The following is a 17,284-nucleotide window of genomic DNA, read 5'->3' on the forward strand; positions in this document are numbered from 1 at the left end:
CACAGAAGGCCGTCCGCATCGTCACGATGCGGGCGGCCTTCTGTTCTGCGGCGGGCTTGCCGGACGGCTTTAGCCGAACCAGATGCCGATTTCCCGCTCGGCCGACTCCGGGGAGTCCGAGCCGTGCACCAGGTTCTGCTGGACCTTCAGGCCCCAGTCGCGTCCGAAATCGCCGCGGATGGTTCCTGGCGCTGCCATGGTCGGCTCGGTCGTCCCGGCCAGTGACCGGAAGCCTTCGATGACGCGATTGCCCTCGAACACGGCTGCCGCCGTCGGCCCGCTCAGCATGAATTCCACCAGCGGCTCGTAGAAGGGCTTGCCGACGTGCTCTTCGTAGTGGCGCTCCAGCAGTTCGCGGGTAGCATCCACCAGCTTCAGCTGGACGAGCTTGTAGCCCTTCGCCTCCACCCTCGCCAGGATGGTGCCGGTCAGACCCCGGGCAACGCCGTCGGGCTTTACCAGTACCAAAGTGCGCTCATCGCTCACGTAACTCTCCTCAATTCGCTTGGCCTGCGGCTGCAGAGTTTCCCGATCCATCCTATGCGAACCGCCCGGGGCCCCGGTCAGGCGCCTGGCCCGGGGGCCGGCGGGTTGTTCCGCTCCCACTCGGCCTGCTCCGCGTCGCGCGCGGCGTTCTCGCGGTCGAGCCGGATGCCCGTCCGGACGCCATACCACCACGAGAGCGCGAACATGAGTCCGACGACGAACATCATCGGCTCCACGAAGCCCGTGGCGATAATGACCAGCTGGAGGATCCACCCGATGGCGTAGCCCGCCGGCCGGCGCAACAGGGCGCAGTTGAGGACCAGCAGCAGGCTGAGCGCGAGTCCAACGCCCAGCACTACGGGCTGCGGGAAGCGGTCCTTGTGGAGTCCGAAGGCCACCAGGGTGGCGAAGAACACCACGAAGGCTTCGAGGGTGAGCACCATCGAGCAGAAGGTCACCTTGATGGACCGGCGCTTCTTGGGCATGTCCGGGCGCCATTCCCGCTGGGCTTTGGTCAGTCGTGCCATGTTCTGATGTGTTTCACTTTCCGAGCAGGATTCGGGCGTCAGCCACGAGCGTGATGGAGCCGGTGATGAGGACGGCACCGGAGAGATCGTTGAGTTCTTCCGCGCGTTCGACCGCCCATTCGATCGCGTCGTCGAGCCTGGGCGCGACGTGGATGGACTCCTCCGCGAAACCTGCGGCCATCGCGTCCTCGGCAAGGTCCTCGGCGGAGATGGCGCGCGGCGAGTCGGACGCGGTGACGCAGATCTGGTCCACCCAGTCCCCAAGCTGTTCACGCAGCTGCTCCAGCACGCCCACGGAGTCCTTCTCGTGCAGCACCCCGACGATGGGCACGAGCCGGGTGAAGTTGAACGCCTCCTTCAGCGCGATGGCGGACGCCTTCATGCCGTCCGGATTGTGCGCGGCGTCCACGATGATGGTCGGCGCGGTGCGGACCACCTCCAGCCGGCCGGGCGACGTCACCTGGCGGAAGCCCTCGCGGAGCACGTCCGCGTTGAGCTCCTTGCTCCCGCCGCCCAGGAACGCCTCCAGGGCGGCAACGGCGACGGCGGCGTTCTGCGCCTGGTGGGCGCCGTGCAACGGCAGCAGGATGTCCTCGTAGCGGCCGGCCAGGCCTGAGATGACCAGCTGCTGTCCGCCGACCGCCAGCACGCGCGACTCCACCCCGAACTCGACGCCTTCGAAGCGGTACGGCACCCCGGCCTCCTGGGCCTTCTCCAGCAGGATCTGCGCCGCCTCTGCCGGCTGCGCGGCGCTGACCAGGAAACCGCCGTGCTTGATGATCCCGGCCTTCTCCGCCGCGATCTCCTCGACGCTGTCGCCCAGCAGGTCGGTGTGGTCCAGGGAAATGGGGGTGACGACGGCAACCTGGCCGTCCACGACGTTGGTCGCATCGGTGATGCCGCCCAGTCCGACCTCGATCACGGCAACTTCCACCGGCTCATCGGCGAAAACCGCGATGGCCAGGATGGTGACGCATTCGAAGTACGTCAGCCGGGGCTCGCCGGCTCCGGCCAGCTCGGCATCCACGATCTCCAGATAGGGCCGGATTTCGTCCCAGATCCGCACGAAGGTCTCATCGGCGACGGGCTCGCCGTCGATGCTGATCCGTTCCGTCACCTTGCTCAGGTGCGGGCTGGTGTAGCGGCCGGTGCGCAGGCCGTGGGCGCGCAGGCCGGCCTCGATCATCCGCGCGGTGGATGTCTTGCCGTTCGTGCCGGTGAGGTGGATGCTGGCGAACGATCTCTGCGGCTCGCCGAGGATCTCCATGGCGCGGAACAGCGGGTCCATCCGCGGCTCCATCTTGTTCTCGGGCGCCCTGCTCAGCAGTTCCGCGTAGACGCTTTCGACGCCGAATTCGTCGCTCATGCCTGTGCCTCCACCTTCTCAACGGTGACCTGCTGGCCGTCGCCGGGCAGCAGGACCAGCTCCACGGTCAGGGTTTCCTCCGACACCAGGTCCTGGTGCCGGCCAAGCGCCGCGAGCACGTCCGGCCCGGCGGCCACGGTGGTGCGGATCCGGTCGCTGACCACGAGTTCGGCGTCCTTGCGGGCCTGCTGGATGGTGCGGACAAAGTCGCGGGCCAGTCCCTCGGCTTCGAGCTCCGGAGTGACCTCGGTGTTCAGGACCACGAAGCCTCCGCCGGGCAACATGGCCACGGATGCGGACGCCCCGCCAGCCTGCTCCGAGACGACGGTCTCCAGGGTGTACTCCTGCGGCTCGAGCGCGAGCCCGCCGGCCGTGACCTTGCCGTCGGCGTCCACCGACCAGTCCCCCGACTTGGAGGCCTTGATGGCCGCCTGGACGTTCTTGCCCAGCCGCGGACCGGCCGCGCGGGCATTGACCACCAGCTTCTGCTCGACCCCGAACTCCTCCGGCGAGGCGCTGCCGGCGTCGACCAGGCGGACCGACTTGATGTTCAGTTCGTCCTTGATGATCTCCTCGTAGCCGCCGGCCAGCTCCGCCGCTCCGGCAGTGACCACGGTCAGCTCGGACAGCGGCAGGCGCACGCGCAGGTTCGCGGCCTTGCGCAGGCTGGAGCCGGCCGAACAGATGCCCCGCGTGCTCTCCATCCGGGCGACCAGGCCGGCCTGCTCCGGGAACAGCCCGGCGTCCGGCCAATCGGTCAGGTGCACCGAACGGCCGCCGGTCAGTCCGCGCCAGATCTCCTCGGTCACCAGCGGCAGCAGCGAGGCGGCGCTGCGGCAGACGGTCTCCAGGCAGGTGTAGAGCACGTCGAATGCGTCGGCGTCCTCGTCGAAGAAGCGCTGGCGGCTGCGGCGGACATACCAGTTGGTGAGGGTGTCCAGGTACTCGCGCAGCGCGTCGCAGGCGCCGCTGACGTCGTACTCGTCGAGGCTGGTGGTGATGTCCCGGACCAGCTGCCCGGTGTGCGCCAGGATGTACTGGTCCAGCGAATTTAGGCCAGCCATGCGGGCAGTGTCCCCGGCCACCGGGACCGCCTCATAGCCGGCGCCGTTGTTCGCCGTGTTCGTGTACAGCTTGAAGAAGTGCCAGACGTTCCACAGCGGCAGGATGACCTGGCGGACGCCGTCGCGGATGCCCTGTTCGGTGACGATCAGGTTGCCGCCGCGCAGGATCGGCGAGGACATCAGGAACCAGCGCATGGCGTCGGAGCCGTCGCGGTCCAGCACCTCGGAAACGTCCGGGTAGTTGCGCAGGCTCTTGGACATCTTCTGCCCGTCGGAGCCGAGCACGATGCCGTGGCTGATCACGTTCCGGAACGCCGGGCGGTCGAACAGCGCGGTGGCCAGGATGTGCAGCGTATAGAACCAGCCGCGGGTCTGCCCGATGTACTCCACGATGAAGTCGCCGGGATTGTGGTGCTCGAACCAGTCCTGGTTCTCGTGCGGGTAGTGCACCTGGGCGTAGGGCATCGATCCGGAATCGAACCAGACATCCAGCACGTCCGGCACGCGGCGCATGGTGGACTGGCCCGTGGGGTCGTCCGGGTTGGGCCGGGTCAGCTCGTCGATGTAGGGCCGGTGCAGGTCCGGCTGGCCCTCCGCGTTGAGCGGCAGCCGGCCGAAGTCAGCCTCCAGTTCGGCCAGCGAGCCGTAGACGTCCTGGCGCGGATAGTCCGGGTTGTCGGATTCCCAGACCGGGATCGGGCTGCCCCAGTAGCGGTTGCGGCTGATCGACCAGTCGCGGGCGTTCTCCAGCCACCTGCCGAACTGGCCGTCCTTGACGTTCTCCGGGATCCAGTTGATCTGCTGGTTCAGCTCGACCATCCGGTCCTTGATCTTCGTGACCTCCACGTACCAGGACGAGATGGCGCGGTAGATCAGCGGGTTGCGGCAGCGCCAGCAGTGCGGGTAGGAGTGCTCGTAGCTGGCCTGGCGGAGCAGCCGCCCGTCCGCCTTGAGCACCTTCGTGATCGGTTTGTTCGCCTCGAAGACCTGCAGTCCGGCAATCTCGGCAAGCGGGCCCTCGCCGAAGTAGGACAGGAACTTCGCGCCCTCGTCGACCGAGACGATCACGGGGATGCCGTTGGCCTCGCAGACCCTCTGGTCGTCCTCGCCGTAGGCGGGCGCCTGGTGGACCAGGCCGGTGCCGTCGGTGGTGGTGACGTAGTCCGCGACGACGATCTGCCAGGCGTTGCCGGTGCCCCACTTCTCCGCGTCCGTGTAGTAGTCCCAGAGCGGCTCGTAGCGCAGGCCCTCCAGCTCGGCGCCCGCGAAGGTGGCCGTGACCGCGTCCGCCGCGGCAGCGCCGTCGTCGTACCCCAGGTCCTTGGCGTAGGTGTGCAGCAGGTCCTGCGCCAGCAGGAACCGCTCCCCCGCGGCCGTGGTGCCGTTGGGGCCCGCCGGCAGCACCGCGTAGGCGATTGAGGGTCCGACGGCGAGGGCCGCGTTGGTGGGCAGGGTCCAGGGTGTGGTGGTCCAGGCCACGGCGTTCACGCCGGCGAGCTCGCGGCTGATGGCCGAGTCTCCGGCCAGCAGCGGGAACGTCACCGTCACCGTCTGGTCCTGGCGGTTCTTGTAGACGTCGTCGTCCATCCGCAGCTCGTGGTTGGACAGCGGCGTCTCGTCCTTCCAGCAGTATGGCAGGACGCGGTAGCCGTTGTAGGTCAGCCCCTTGCTGTGCAGCTGCTTGAACGCCCAGATGACCGACTCCATGTACTCGACGTTGAGCGTCTTGTAGTCGTTGTCGAAGTCCACCCAGCGCGCCTGCCGGGTGACGTACTCCTGCCACTCCCGGGTGTACTGGAGCACCGAGGACCGGCAGGCGTCGTTGAACTTGTCGATGCCCATGGCCTCGATCTGGGCTTTGTCCGTCATGCCCAGCTGCTTCATGGCCTCCAGCTCGGCGGGCAGCCCGTGGGTGTCCCAGCCGAAGCGGCGCTCTACGCGCTTGCCGCGCTGCGTCTGGTAGCGGCCGACGATGTCCTTGACGTAGCCGGTCAGGAGGTGCCCGTAGTGCGGCAGGCCGTTGGCGAAGGGCGGGCCGTCGTAGAAGACAAACTCGTTGGAGCCGTTGCTGCCGGCATCGCGCGCGTCGATCGAGGCCTGGAAGGTACCGTCCTGCTGCCAGTACTTCAGTACCAGCTCTTCGACTTCGGGAAACTTCGGGGAGCTCTGGGCTGCGGCTGCACCGGCGGCAGCGGCCTTGGGATAGGTCTGTGGCATTTCATCATCCTGGGCGGCTGGGAGCGTGGACACTTTATGCGAGGACGTGCCCTCCCCTGGCCGCCGGGCCGGGGTTCCGGCCTGGCCGCCCGGACGAGAAGCCCGCGGTACCACCTCACTTGCCGCCGCCGCCGCACCAGTTTCCGTGCGCCTTCGGCTGCCACTCATTCGCTGCTGTGACGGGCTTACCCGTCCGGTTCTACTGGGCTTGCGCCGTTCTTCCGGAAGCTCGCCGGTGATGGCCGGGTCAACGCTGGTACTCCCCAGTTTAGGCCAGCCTGAGGCAATGGCGAAAACCCCGGCAATCCCCCGGCCACCACGCAGTGCTACCCCACGCCGTCGGCGGCGAGCGCGCCGGTCCGGGCAGGGCGCGACGCGGCGACCATCTGCTCCCGCGGGACCACCTTGATCCGCTCCCGCGGCACCGGACCGCGGGACGTCTCCACCAGGCCGGCCGCGGCGCCGAGTTCCTGCTCGCGGGCATCCAGCCTCAGCCAGCCCTCCCAGGTTGTGTATTCGATGCCGCGGGCCTCCAGCAGCCGGACTACTTCTTCCTCCTCCGGCCGCGGCGCCGACTGCAGCCCGTCCCGGTCCGCGAGGAGATGGGTGATCGTCTCCAGCGCGTCGCCCTTCGTGTGCCCGATCAGCCCCACGGGACCGCGCTTGATCCAGCCGGTGGCATAGACCCCGGGCACGGGCCGGCCGCCGGCATCGAGCACCCGGCCCTCCTCGTTAGGGATGACGCCGCGCCGGCCGTCGTATTCGACCCCCGGCAGCGCCGAACCGAAGTAGCCGATGGCACGGTAGACGGCCTGCACCGGGTAGTCGACGGTCCCGCCCGTGCCGCGGACGTTTCCGGTGCCGTCCAGCTCGTTGCGTTCGAACCTGATGGCCGCCACGGTGCCGGGGGCGGCGTCGCTGCCGAGGATCTCCACCGGAGTGTGCAGGAAGTGCAGGTGGAGCCGGCGGGACGCGCCCCGGGTCCCCTGCTGTTCCTGCCGTTCTTCGCGGTCCTCCTGCTCCACGAGCCAGTTGGTCAGCGTGGCCACCATGGTCTTGGTCTGGTTATTGCCGCGGATGGCCTCGTCGGAGGCCTCGTCGAACTCGAAGTCCTCGGGGTACAGCACGATGTCGACATCGTGGCTGTGCGAGAGTTCGCGCAACTCCAGCGGCGTGAACTTCACCTGGGCCGGTCCGCGCCGGCCGAACACGTGCACGTCGGTGACGGGCGATGCCTTGAGCCCCTCGTAGACGTTGTCCGGAATCTCAGTGGGGAGCAGTTCACCGGCGTGCTTCGAGAGGATGCGGGCGACGTCGAGCGCCACGTTGCCGTTGCCGATCACGGCAACCTCCTTCGCGGACAGCGGCCATTCCCGCGGCACGTCGGGATGCCCGTCGTACCAGGAGACGAAGTCCGCGGCGCCGAACGATCCCTCCAGCTCCACGCCGGGGATGTTCAGGTCGGCGTCCTTGACCGCGCCGGTAGCGAAAACCACGGCATCGTAGTGCCGGCGAAGATCGTCCAGGTCGAGGTCGGTGCCGTAGTCCACGTTCCCAAAGAAGCGGATGTCCCCGCGGTCCAGCACCTTGTGCAGCGCGGTGACGATGCCCTTGATCCGCGGGTGGTCCGGCGCCACCCCGTAGCGGATGAGTCCGTAGGGCGCCGGGTACCGATCGAACAGGTCGATGCTCAGGCCGAGCCCGCCGGACGCGGCGGGCTCGCTCTTGGTCAGCAGGTCGGCGGCGTAGACGCCGGCCGGGCCGGCGCCGACGATGGCGACGCGCAGGCCGCGTCCGGGGACGTTGTTGTTGCCGGTGGTGCCTTCACTCATGCGGGTACTCCTTGTGCCTTCTGTGGCTGATGGTGGAAAAGTGCGGTCCGGGGGACGCCGGCAGGATCAGGGCGCAGCCGCCCCCACCGGGGGCTTGGCCGGTTGTCCGGACAGCTGTCCGGCCAGCTCCGCGGGCGCGTACGGACTCAGCCGGACGACGTCCCCGACGACGATTACGGCGGGATTTTCCACGCCGATGCGCGCCGCCTGTGCGGCGATGGTATCCAGAGTGCCGATGGTCACGCGCTGGTCCGGCAGCCAGCCGCGCTCGACGATGGCGACCGGGGTCCCGCCGCCCAGCCCCCGCGAGCGCAGCAGGGCCGCGGTTTCGGGCAGGCGGCGCACTCCCATCAGCAGGACGAGGGTATGGTCCGCCCGTGCCGGCAGCTCGGCCAGCTCCTCGTGGCCGGTGGCGACGCTGAACCCGGCCGCCATACCCCGGTGCGTGACCGGGATCCCGGCGGCCGCGGGGACGGAGATGGCGCTGGTGACCCCGGGCACCACTTCGACGTCGACGCCGTGCTCCCGGCAGAAGCGGGCCTCCTCGCCGCCCCTACCGAGGACGTACGGATCGCCGCCCTTGAGCCGGACGACCAGCCGGCCCGCCCGGGCCTCGCGGACCAGGATCGTGTTGATCTCGTCCTGGCCGGCCAGATGGTTGCCCGGAGCCTTTCCGACTTCGATGACGCGGACGCCCTCTTCCAGTTCGGCGAGCAGGTCCCGGGGACCCAGCCGGTCCGCGACGACCACATCCGCCTCGGCGAGCAGCTGGCGGCCGCGCAGCGTGATCAGGCCCGCGTCCCCGGGGCCGCCGCCGACCAGCGCCACGCGGCCCGGGCGGGCGTCCGCCTGCCGGCGCCGCCGCAGCGGCAGCCGACCGGTCCGGAGCGCAAGCATGATCGCGTCCTTGAGCGCCTTGGCCCGCCGCGGATCGCCCCCGGCGTTCACTGCTACGGTGATGCCATCCGCGCGGCCCACCGCGGGCGTCCACGCGGCGGAGGCCTCGGCATCGGCGGCGTTGACGCACCAGATCCGGCGTTCCTCCGCATCGGCAGCCACCTGCCGGTCCAGCCCGGGATTCCCGGTGGCGGTCTGGGCGAGCCACACGCCGTCGAGGTCTCCCGGCGCATAGCCGCGGCGCACCCAGGTGAGCAGTCCCGCCTCCGCCAGGCGTCCGACGTCGTTCCCCGCTTCCGGGGCGACGACGGTGACCGCGGCGCCGGCGTCCAGCAGCGCCCGGGCCCGCCGTCCCGCGACCCGGCCGCCGCCCACCAGCAGCACCGGCTTGCCGAGCAGCCGCAGCGATGCCGGGTACAGGTCCTGCGCGTTCATCGTGTGCTCCCCGCCAGCAGGCCCCGGCGCCGCAGGAGCCGCCGCTCGACGGGTCCGAAGACCAGCAGCTCGACCAGAATGCCGACGGCCAGGATGATCAGGACCGCGCTCATCACGATCCCCATGTCAGAGAGGGTCCGTCCCTGGTCGAGCAGGGAGCCCAGGCCGTAGCCCATGGTCCCGCCGACGGCGATGATCTCCGCCGCCATCAGCGAGCGCCAGGAGAAGGCCCAGCCCTGCTTCAGGCCGGCGACATAGCCTGGCAGCGCGGCCGGCAGGACCACCTGCAGCGCCGTTTCCAGCCGCGAGGCCCCCAGCACCCGCGCCACGCTGCGGTACTGGGGCGGGACCTGGTCCATCCCCGCCACCAAACCGTTCACGATCGAGGGGATCGCGCCCATCAGCACCACGAAATAGGCCGTGGCGTCGGTCAGGCCGAACCAGACGATGGCCGCCGGCACCCACGCCACCGAGGGAAGGACCTGCAGGCCGGAGACCAGCGGTCCGAAGGCGCGGCGCAGCACGGCGACCTGGCCGAGCAGCAGGCCCAGCGGCGTGCCGACGGCGACCGAGACCAGGAAACCGGCCAATCCGCGCTGCAGCGACGTGCCCACGGACTCCTGCACCAGTCCCTCGGTCCACAGCCGGCTGAGGGACGCGAAGACGTCCAGCGGGCCGGGCACCAGGTCGCGGCGCTTGAGGTCCATCGAGACCAGGAACTGCCACACCAGGAGCACCACAACGACGGCGGCGAGCGGCAGCAGGATCCGGCTCCAGTCCCTGCGCGGGGACATTCCCGCGGACTGCAGCGTGTCCAGCCCGGCCTCGACGGCGCGGAGCTCGTCTCCTGCCGGTACCGACGGCAGCCCCAGGCCCGCGCCGGTGACCCCCGGTGCTGCCGGCGGGGCGAGCCCGGCAGCCGCCGAGGGCAGCGGGCGCGGTTCGAGGTTGGTTGCGTTATGCGGCATGGCGGCGGATCTCTTCCCTCAGGCGTGCGGTGATCTCTGCGGCGAGGGCCGCCGCAGAGGCGGATTGGCTCCGCGCCTCCGCCGGCACTGCCCATTCCCGGACCACTCGGCCGGGACGGGAGGACAGCAGCAGGACGCGCTGGCCCAGCCGGACGGCCTCCCGTACGTTGTGCGTGACGAAGACGATGGTCCGGCCGGTCTCCCGCCAGATCCGTTCCAGCTCCTCGTGGAGCAGGTCCCGGGTGATGGCGTCGAGGGCGGCGAACGGCTCGTCCATGAGCAGCAGTTGCCGGTCCTGGCTCAGTGCCCGGGCGAGGGCAACGCGCTGGCGCATCCCGCCGGACAGCTCGTGCGGCCGCTTTCCGACGGCCTCGCCCAGGTGGACCAGTTCCAGCAGTTCCGTTGCGCGCCGGCGCCGGGCCGCCTTGCCCACGCCGCGCAGCTTGAGCGCCAGCTCCACGTTGCCGCGGGCGGTGAGCCAGGGAAACAGTGCGGGATCCTGGAACATAAAGGCCGCGCCCTCCGCGGGAACCTCCAGGGCACCTGAACTGGGAGGCTCCAGGCCCGCGATGATGTTGAGCAGCGTCGACTTGCCGCAGCCCGAGGCACCAAGCAGGGCGACGAATTCCCCCTGCCCTAGCCGCGCGTCCACGCCGTCGAGCACGGCCGGCCCGCCGCCGAAGCTCTTGCCGAGGTTTTCCAGCACTACCGTCATTGCGCCGCCCGCCTCACTCCGCGCCCAGCTTCGCGGCGCTGACCGGCGAATGCCAGGGCTCCTCCGCGAGCACCTGGTTCAGCCCTCGCAGGTCGAACAGGTCGGCCAGCTCCGCCGGCCTGGTGAGGCCGGACTCCACTCCGTCCTCGAGCAGCCGGGGGAATGTCCCGGCCAGCGGGTCGGGCGTGAACTCGATGTTCCGCAGCGCGCGGTCGATGACGTCGCCTTGCAGCTCCGCGCCCGCGGCCTCCTTGAGGCCGGCGTTGACGGCCTCTGCCCTTTCCGCCGGGGCGGCCGCGTTGAGCCAGTCGATGGCTGCGACGTGGCCCCGCAGCAGCGCCTCAACCGTCCCGGGATGGTCCGCGGCGTACTTCCTGCTGACGATCAGCACGGTGGTGGTGAACTGGCCGGGCTTCCCCGCCAGCGATCCGTCCCACAGGTCCGCCTCGTCGACGAGGACCTGGGCCCCGGCCTGGAGCACCAGGCGGGAGGCCCATGGTTCGGGCAGCCAGGCGCCGTCCAGCTTCCCGTCCTGGAACAGCTTCAGGGTCTGGGCGTTCTCGGTCGGATTGATGGTCACGTCCCCGCCGCCGTCCGGGCCGGCGGCCAGGCCCTGGGATGCCAGGTAGGACCGCAGGGCCACGTCCTGCGTTCCGCCGAGCTGCGGGGTGGCCAGCACCTTTCCTTTGAGCTGCGCCGCGTTCCTGATCCCGGGCCGGACCACGAGCTGGGCGCCGCCGGAGGTGGCGCCCGCGATGACGGCCACGGACTCGCCGCGGCTCTGGACGAAGGAGTTGATGGCCGGGTTCGGGCCAAGGTAGGCGGCGTCGATGGCCCCGGCATTGAGGGCCTCGATCGCGGCGGGACCGGCGTTGAACACCTGCGTGCTCAGGGTGGTGCCGGTCCCCGTCTCCAGGGCGTCGGCGAGGAAGCCCTGCCGGACGCCGACCAGTGCAGGGGCGTGCGTGACGTTGCCGAAATAGCCCAGCCGCAGTTCTGCCGCGGAGGAGGCCGCGCCTTCCCCGCGCTCGCGGGCGCCGTTGCCCGCCGCCGAGAGGGCCGCGGCCCCGGAGCCGGCGATGGCCGCGCAGAACAGCAGGGCCACCGCGATGTCCCAGCCGCGCCGCCGCCGGGGTTTCGAGCCGGCGGCCGTGATCCGGACGGTCATCGGGGTCTGCCGCTCCGGGCTCACCAGGCACCCCCACTGGTGACCATTCCGGCGGCCAGGGTAGTTCCGTCCTGCGGTTCGATCAGCAGGAAGGCCCCGGTCCGCCGGTGGACGGCGTACGGCTCGATCGGCAGCGGGGCGGACAGCCGCAGCGCCACACGTCCGATGTCGTTCAGTTCCAGCTCCTCCGCCGGGACGGCCCGCAGCGTGTCCAGATCGAGCCGGCCGCCGATGGCCTCGACCCGCGCGCGCACCGTGGCGGTGCCGTGCTTGACCAGGACCTTGGCGCCCTCCCGAAGCGGCTGCGGCGCCAGCCAGCTCACGGAAGCCGACAGGTCAGCGGAAGCCGCCGGGGCGCCGCCGGCGGCAGCGATCAGGTCCCCGCGGGCGACGTCGAATTCGTCGGCCAGGCGCAGCGCCACCGACTGCGGGGACGACGCCTCCTGCAGTTCGCTTCCCGCGGCGTCGATTCCGGCGACCGTCGTGGTTCTCGGCGGGTGCCCCGGGGCCAGGACCGAGACGGTGTCCCCGACCCGCACGGTTCCCGCCACGACCTGGCCGGCGTAGGCGCGGTAATCCCGGAAGGCCTCCGAATCGAGCCCGGGTGCCAGCGCCCCCTGCGGCCGCAGCACCAGCTGGACCGGAAAACGGAAGGAGGCAACGGCGTCGTCCTCTTCATCGCTGCCCGGAAGGGACTCCAGCAGCTCGAGCAGCGTGGGCCCGGCGTACCAGGGGGTGCGCTCCGAACGCTCGACCACGTTGTCTCCGGCCAAGGCGGAGACCGGGATACTGACCGCATCCTGCAGGCCGAGGTCCGCCGCCACCCTGAGGACGTCGGCCTCGATGCGCGCGAAGGCCTGCTCGGAATAGCCGACGAGATCGATCTTGTTCACCGCCACGACGACGTGCGGCACGCGCAGCAGGGCGATCACGCCCAGGTGCCGGCGGGTCTGCTCGAGGACCCCCTTGCGGGCGTCCACGAGGACCACCACGGCATCGGCGGTCGACGCACCGGTGACGGTGTTCCGCGTGTACTGCACATGGCCCGGGCAGTCCGCCAGGATGAAGGTGCGCCTGTCGGTGGCAAAGTAGCGGTAGGCGACGTCGATGGTGATGCCCTGTTCGCGTTCGGCCCTCAGGCCGTCCGTCAGCAGCGCCAGGTCGAGTCCTCCTTCGTCTCCGCCGAAACCCCGGTCGGCCGACGTGCGGGCGACCGATTCCAGCTGGTCGGCCAGGATCGCCTTCGAGTCGTGCAGCAGCCGTCCCACCAGGGTGGACTTGCCGTCGTCGACGGAGCCTGCGGTGGCGAAGCGGAAGAGCGTCCCGGACGCCAGCTCCGGCCGTTCCAAAAGTCCCTCGGTCATCAGAAGTACCCGTCCTTCTTGCGGTCTTCCATGGCCGCCTCGGAGATTCGGTCGTCGGCGCGGGTGGCCCCGCGCTCGGTCAGGGTGGACGCGGCGACTTCGAGCACCACGTCCTCGGCGGTTGCCGCCTCGGAGAGGACGGCGCCGGTGCAGGACATGTCTCCGACGGTGCGGTAGCGGACCGTCCGGACGGACACTTCTTCCTCCGGGCCCGGCCGGGAGGATTCCCCGACGGCCCGCCACATCCCGTCGCGGCGGAAAACCTCACGCGGGTGGGCGTAGTAGATCGGCGGCAGGTCGATGCGCTCGCGGGCGATGTAGCGCCAGATATCCAGTTCGGTCCAGTTGCTGATCGGGAAGGCCCGGACGTGCTGGCCCGCGGCGTGGCGGCCGTTGTACAGGTTCCACAGCTCAGGACGCTGGTTGCGCGGATCCCACTGGCCGAATTCGTCGCGCAGGCTCAGGATGCGTTCCTTGGCCCGGGCCTTGTCCTCGTCGCGTCGGCCGCCGCCGAAGACGGCGTCGAAACGGTGTCCGGCGATGCTATCGAGCAGCGGCGCGGTCTGCAGCGGGTTCCGGGTACCGTCGGCCCGTTCCTTCAACTCCCCCCGGTCGATGTATTCCTGCACGGAAGCGACGACGAGCTTCAGGCCGAGCCGCTCTACCGTCCGGTCCCGGAAGGCCAGCACCTCGGGGAAGTTGTGCCCGGTGTCCACGTGCAGGACCGGAAACGGCACACGCCCAGGCCAGAACGCCTTCGCGGCCAGGTGAAGCATGACCACCGAGTCCTTGCCGCCGGAGAACAACATCGCGGGGCGTTCGAATTCCGCCACGACTTCGCGGATGATGTGGATTGATTCCGCCTCGAGTGTGTCCAGGACGCCGAGCCGTTCCGGGGCCGGCGCCGGAGCGTCGTATGGATGGGTCAGGGTCATCGTCGGTCCTTGCTTGTCGGGGAAGGGAAGGCGCAGATGGTTTGATGCGGTTCAGGCGTGGATGCCGCACTCGGTTTTGGCCAGGCCCGCCCAGCGCCCGGCCCGCGGATCCTCACCGGGGGCAACGGGCCGCGTGCACGGGCGGCAGCCAATCGACGGGTAACCGTGCTGCAGCAGCAGGTTCAGCGGCACGGCGTGGCGTGACGCGTAGCCGGCCAGCTCCTCGAAGCTCCATGCCGCGACCGGGTTGACCTTGACCAGGCCGTGGGCCTCGTCCCAGTCCACCAGCGGCGTGTTGGTGCGGGTCGGCGCCTCGTCGCGGCGCACGCCGGTGAACCATACCCGGTAGCCTGCGAGCGCCGAAGCGAGGGGATCCATCTTCCGCAGCCGACAGCACAGGCCCGGGTCGCGGGCGAACAGGTCCGTACCGTGCGTTGCATCCTGCTGGGCGACGGTCTGCTCCGGCAGCACGTCCACCACGTTTACTTCGAGCCTGTGGGCCACCTCTGCCCTCGTGGCCAGGGTCTCGGCAAAGTGGTAGCCCGTTTCCAGGAACAGGACGTCGACACCGGGAAGCTGCGCCGCCACCAGGTGCGGCAGCACGGCGTCGGCCATGGAACACGCGACGGCGGCCTCCCTGGTCGCGAAGTTCCGCCGCACCCAGGCCACGACCTCTTCTGCCGGGGCATCGCCGCCGAGTTCCGCGGCACCCGAGGCCGCCAAGTGGCCCAGTGCCTCGGTTTCCGCGGGTGTGCGTACCGTTCCGTTGCCGCCGCCGTTCACTTGAGCAACTCCTCGTCCGCGCGATGTGCCCACTCGGCGAAGGTTTCGCCCTCGGCATGCTGTTCGTCGTAGCGGCGCACCACGCGGTCCACGTAGCCCACCAGCCCGTCAGCGGTCACCTTCAGCCCACGCACGGTGCGGCCCAAGCCGGCCTGTTCCCTGTCGCTGGAAGCGAGCCCCCCGCCGAGGTGCACCTGGAAACCCGGCGTCTGCCCACCGTCCGCGTCCGGCAGCAGCTGCCCCTTGAGGCCGATGTCCGCCGTCTGGATCCGGGCGCAGGAATTCGGGCAGCCATTGATGTGCAGGCTCAGCTGCCCCGGCAGCCGCTCCGCAACGTCTGCCAGGCTGTCCTCGAGGCCTGCGACCGTCCGCTCGGCGGTGTCCTTGGTGTCGACGATGGCGAGCTTGCAGAACTCCAGCCCCGTGCAGGCGATGGTCGAGCGGCGGAACAGCGACGGCGCGCTGCTCAGTCCCAGCGCCTCCAGCCCGTCGACGACGGCGTCCACCTCCTCGGGGGCGACGTCCAGGACGACGATCTTCTGGTGCGGCGTCGTGCGCAGCCGCCGGGACCCGTGGCGCTCCAGCAGGTCCGCCAGCGCGGTCAGCACTGTCCCGTTGACGCGCCCGACGAGGGGCGCGGCGCCGATATAGAAGTTGCCGTCGTTCTGCTCGTGGACCCCGACGTGGTCCCCGGGCGTTGTGGCCCGGGACGGCGCCGGCCCGTCAGGCAGCTCATATCCCAGGTACTCGTCCTGCAGCACGGCACGGAATTTTGCCGGCCCCCAGTCGTTCATCAGGTACTTCAGCCGCGCCTTGTTCCGCAGCCGGCGGTAGCCGTAGTCCCGGAAGATCCGCACCACGGCATGCCAGACCTCGGCCGCCTGCTCCTCGGTGACGAAGGTTCCCAGGCGTTCGGCGAGGCGCGCACTGGTCGACAATCCGCCGCCGACCCACAGGTCGTAGCCCGGGCCCAGCTCGGGATGGACCACGCCCACCAGGGAGATGTCGTTGATCTCGTGCACCACGTCCTGCGACGGGTGCCCCGTAATGGCGGACTTGAACTTGCGCGGCAGGTTGGCCAGCTCCGGATCGCCGATGAACCGGGCGGAGATCTCGCGGATGACCGGCGTCGGATCGATGATCTCGTCCTTGGCGATGCCGGCCACCGGCGATCCAAGAATCACGCGCGGGACGTCGCCGCAGGCTTCGGTAGTGGAGAGCCCGACGGACTCGAGGCGGCGCCAGATCTCCGGCACGTCGGCGACGTCGATCCAATGCAGCTGGATGTTCTGGCGGTCGGTGACATCGGCCGTGCCGCGGGCGAATTCGACGGAGATGCCGCCGATGACCCGCAACTGCTCGGTGGTCAGCGCTCCCCCGTCGATCCGCACCCGCAGCATGAAGTACCGGTCCTCGAGCTCATGCGGCTCGAGGGTGGCCGTCTTGCCGCCGTCGATGCCCGGCTTCCGCTGCGTGTACAGGCCCCACCAGCGGAACCTGCCGTGGAGGTCGTCCGACGGAATCGAGTCAAAGCCCTCGACGGCGTAGACCGTCTCGATGCGCTCGCGCACATTCAGGCCGTTGTCCCGCTGCTTGAATTCCTCGTTGTGGTTCAGCGGAGCCGTTCCGTCCACTTTCCACTGGCCGTGGGGCTTGGCGGACGGGCGCCGCCTGCTTTGCGAGGCCGTTTGCGAGGCCGCCGGTGTCTCGATTGCCTGAGTCATGGCAGCCACCGTAGGGGCGGTGTTCCGGGGCCTTCAACTGTGTCCTCATCCGGCGTCGCGCCGCTTCTTACCGCTCAATGAGAGGCAATGAATGACGACTTAGCGCGTCATGTGAAGCGCCCCGAACAGCCGGTCGACGACACATTCCGCAACGATCGGCGACGGCAGCAGCGGGGCGGTGACGGCGTCCGCGCCGGCGCGGCCCAGCACCGAGTGGAAATGACCCGGGGCCAGGAGGTAGGAGGCAATCAGCACCCTCCGGCAGCCCGGCACCGCACGGGCGGCCTCGACCGCAGCGCCGATCCGCGGTTCCGCGGCCGCGCCGAAGCCGAGCGTCACCGGCCTGCCGATCTCCTCGGACAGCCACCCCGCCACCTGCGCTACCTCCTGGATGCCGCGGTCCATGCGGGTGCCGGCCGAGGCGAGGACGACATGGTCTCCGTCGCCGATGTCCGCGCCGGTGAGGCGCTCGGCCAGCACTGCCGCAAGCCGGCGGTCCGGCCCGATGGCCGCGGCGGCCCTTGTACCGGGACGCGAGTCCACGGCCGCGCGGATATCGACCTGGGTGTGGAACCCCGTGGACAGCAGCAACGGGACAACGACGGCGGGCTCCCCGGCCGGGAGGCCCGCGACGACGCCGTCGAGGGCGGGCTGCTGGACATCGACGTAGGCCTCGTGGACACGGACCTCCAACCCGCGGCGTCCTGCCTCGGCCGCAGACGCGGCGCGGAGCCCGTCGATGAGCAGCCGGCCGGCCGGATCGTCCGTCCCGTGGGCGCAGGCCACTACGTGCAGCGGCACCT

The 17,284-nt window shown here is 70.1% G+C and carries 14 protein-coding genes; all 14 read right to left on the reverse strand.

From position 1 onward, the window contains the following. Nucleotides 1-69: 69 nt before the first annotated feature. The 14 genes from ndk to OC550_RS07850 all read right to left on the reverse strand — a co-directional run bounded on the left by ndk (nt 70) and on the right by OC550_RS07850 (nt 17,282). Nucleotides 70-486, reverse strand: a complete 417-nt coding sequence (gene ndk, locus OC550_RS07785) for a nucleoside-diphosphate kinase (RefSeq protein ID WP_262104894.1) — start codon at nt 484-486, stop codon at nt 70-72. A gap of 77 nt (nt 487-563) precedes the next feature. Next, nucleotides 564-1,013: a DUF4233 domain-containing protein gene (locus tag OC550_RS07790; protein ID WP_262104896.1), complete on the reverse strand. Its 450-nt coding sequence runs from the start codon at nt 1,011-1,013 to the stop codon at nt 564-566. 13 nt (nt 1,014-1,026) lie between these two features. After that, complete coding sequence (locus OC550_RS07795) at nt 1,027-2,379, reverse strand: folylpolyglutamate synthase/dihydrofolate synthase family protein (protein ID WP_262104898.1); 1,353 nt, start codon at nt 2,377-2,379, stop codon at nt 1,027-1,029. After that, entirely contained in the window at nt 2,376-5,660 is a 3,285-nt protein-coding gene (gene ileS, locus OC550_RS07800) for an isoleucine--tRNA ligase (RefSeq protein ID WP_262104901.1), read from the reverse strand. Before ileS ends, OC550_RS07795 begins: the two co-directional genes overlap by 4 nt. Before the next feature lie 326 nt (nt 5,661-5,986). After that, nucleotides 5,987-7,492 (reverse strand): FAD-dependent oxidoreductase, encoded by a 1,506-nt coding sequence (locus OC550_RS07805; RefSeq protein WP_262104903.1) that lies wholly within the window; start codon nt 7,490-7,492, stop codon nt 5,987-5,989. A gap of 66 nt (nt 7,493-7,558) precedes the next feature. After that, a complete protein-coding gene (gene cobA / locus OC550_RS07810) occupies nt 7,559-8,824 on the reverse strand; it encodes a uroporphyrinogen-III C-methyltransferase (RefSeq protein WP_262104904.1) in 1,266 nt (421 codons plus the stop codon). Further along, nucleotides 8,821-9,792, reverse strand: a complete 972-nt coding sequence (locus OC550_RS07815; protein WP_262104905.1) for an ABC transporter permease — start codon at nt 9,790-9,792, stop codon at nt 8,821-8,823. The genes cobA and OC550_RS07815 overlap by 4 nt, the downstream gene beginning before the upstream one ends. After that, complete coding sequence (locus OC550_RS07820; protein ID WP_262104906.1) at nt 9,782-10,507, reverse strand: ABC transporter ATP-binding protein; 726 nt, start codon at nt 10,505-10,507, stop codon at nt 9,782-9,784. The genes OC550_RS07815 and OC550_RS07820 overlap by 11 nt, the downstream gene beginning before the upstream one ends. Nucleotides 10,508-10,520: 13 nt before the next feature. Next, the gene (locus OC550_RS07825; protein ID WP_262106286.1) at nt 10,521-11,702 is read right to left on the reverse strand and encodes an ABC transporter substrate-binding protein; all 1,182 of its coding nucleotides are present in this window, start codon (nt 11,700-11,702) and stop codon (nt 10,521-10,523) included. Then, nucleotides 11,696-13,039, reverse strand: coding sequence for a sulfate adenylyltransferase subunit 1 (locus OC550_RS07830; protein WP_262104907.1), 1,344 nt, complete (start codon nt 13,037-13,039; stop codon nt 11,696-11,698). The genes OC550_RS07825 and OC550_RS07830 overlap by 7 nt, the downstream gene beginning before the upstream one ends. Continuing rightward, nucleotides 13,039-13,974 (reverse strand): sulfate adenylyltransferase subunit CysD, encoded by a 936-nt coding sequence (cysD, locus tag OC550_RS07835; protein ID WP_262104908.1) that lies wholly within the window; start codon nt 13,972-13,974, stop codon nt 13,039-13,041. Before cysD ends, OC550_RS07830 begins: the two co-directional genes overlap by 1 nt. A gap of 51 nt (nt 13,975-14,025) precedes the next feature. Next, nucleotides 14,026-14,757, reverse strand: a complete 732-nt coding sequence (locus OC550_RS07840; RefSeq protein WP_262104909.1) for a phosphoadenylyl-sulfate reductase — start codon at nt 14,755-14,757, stop codon at nt 14,026-14,028. Then, entirely contained in the window at nt 14,754-16,481 is a 1,728-nt protein-coding gene (locus OC550_RS07845) for a nitrite/sulfite reductase (RefSeq protein WP_262104912.1), read from the reverse strand. The genes OC550_RS07840 and OC550_RS07845 overlap by 4 nt, the downstream gene beginning before the upstream one ends. A gap of 99 nt (nt 16,482-16,580) precedes the next feature. Next, on the reverse strand, nt 16,581-17,282 hold the full coding sequence (locus tag OC550_RS07850) for a sirohydrochlorin chelatase (RefSeq protein ID WP_262104914.1): 702 nt from the start codon (nt 17,280-17,282) through the stop codon (nt 16,581-16,583). Between the last annotated feature and the right edge of the window lie 2 nt (nt 17,283-17,284).

The sequence above is a fragment of the Arthrobacter sp. Marseille-P9274 genome (genome assembly GCF_946892675.1).
GTDB lineage: Bacteria > Actinomycetota > Actinomycetes > Actinomycetales > Micrococcaceae > Crystallibacter.

What these genes read in the sequence shown, in the direction of transcription:
- OC550_RS07790 (WP_262104896.1), bottom strand. Translation starts at nt 1,013, where the DNA reads ATGGCACGACTGACCAAAGCCCAGCGGGAATGGCGCCCGGACATGCCC.
- OC550_RS07795 (WP_262104898.1), bottom strand. Translation starts at nt 2,379, where the DNA reads ATGAGCGACGAATTCGGCGTCGAAAGCGTCTACGCGGAACTGCTGAGC.
- ileS (WP_262104901.1), bottom strand. Translation starts at nt 5,660, where the DNA reads ATGCCACAGACCTATCCCAAGGCCGCTGCCGCCGGTGCAGCCGCAGCC.
- OC550_RS07805 (WP_262104903.1), bottom strand. Translation starts at nt 7,492, where the DNA reads ATGAGTGAAGGCACCACCGGCAACAACAACGTCCCCGGACGCGGCCTG.
- cobA (WP_262104904.1), bottom strand. Translation starts at nt 8,824, where the DNA reads ATGAACGCGCAGGACCTGTACCCGGCATCGCTGCGGCTGCTCGGCAAG.
- OC550_RS07815 (WP_262104905.1), bottom strand. Translation starts at nt 9,792, where the DNA reads ATGCCGCATAACGCAACCAACCTCGAACCGCGCCCGCTGCCCTCGGCG.
- OC550_RS07820 (WP_262104906.1), bottom strand. Translation starts at nt 10,507, where the DNA reads ATGACGGTAGTGCTGGAAAACCTCGGCAAGAGCTTCGGCGGCGGGCCG.
- OC550_RS07830 (WP_262104907.1), bottom strand. Translation starts at nt 13,039, where the DNA reads ATGACCGAGGGACTTTTGGAACGGCCGGAGCTGGCGTCCGGGACGCTC.
- cysD (WP_262104908.1), bottom strand. Translation starts at nt 13,974, where the DNA reads ATGACCCTGACCCATCCATACGACGCTCCGGCGCCGGCCCCGGAACGG.
- OC550_RS07845 (WP_262104912.1), bottom strand. Translation starts at nt 16,481, where the DNA reads ATGACTCAGGCAATCGAGACACCGGCGGCCTCGCAAACGGCCTCGCAA.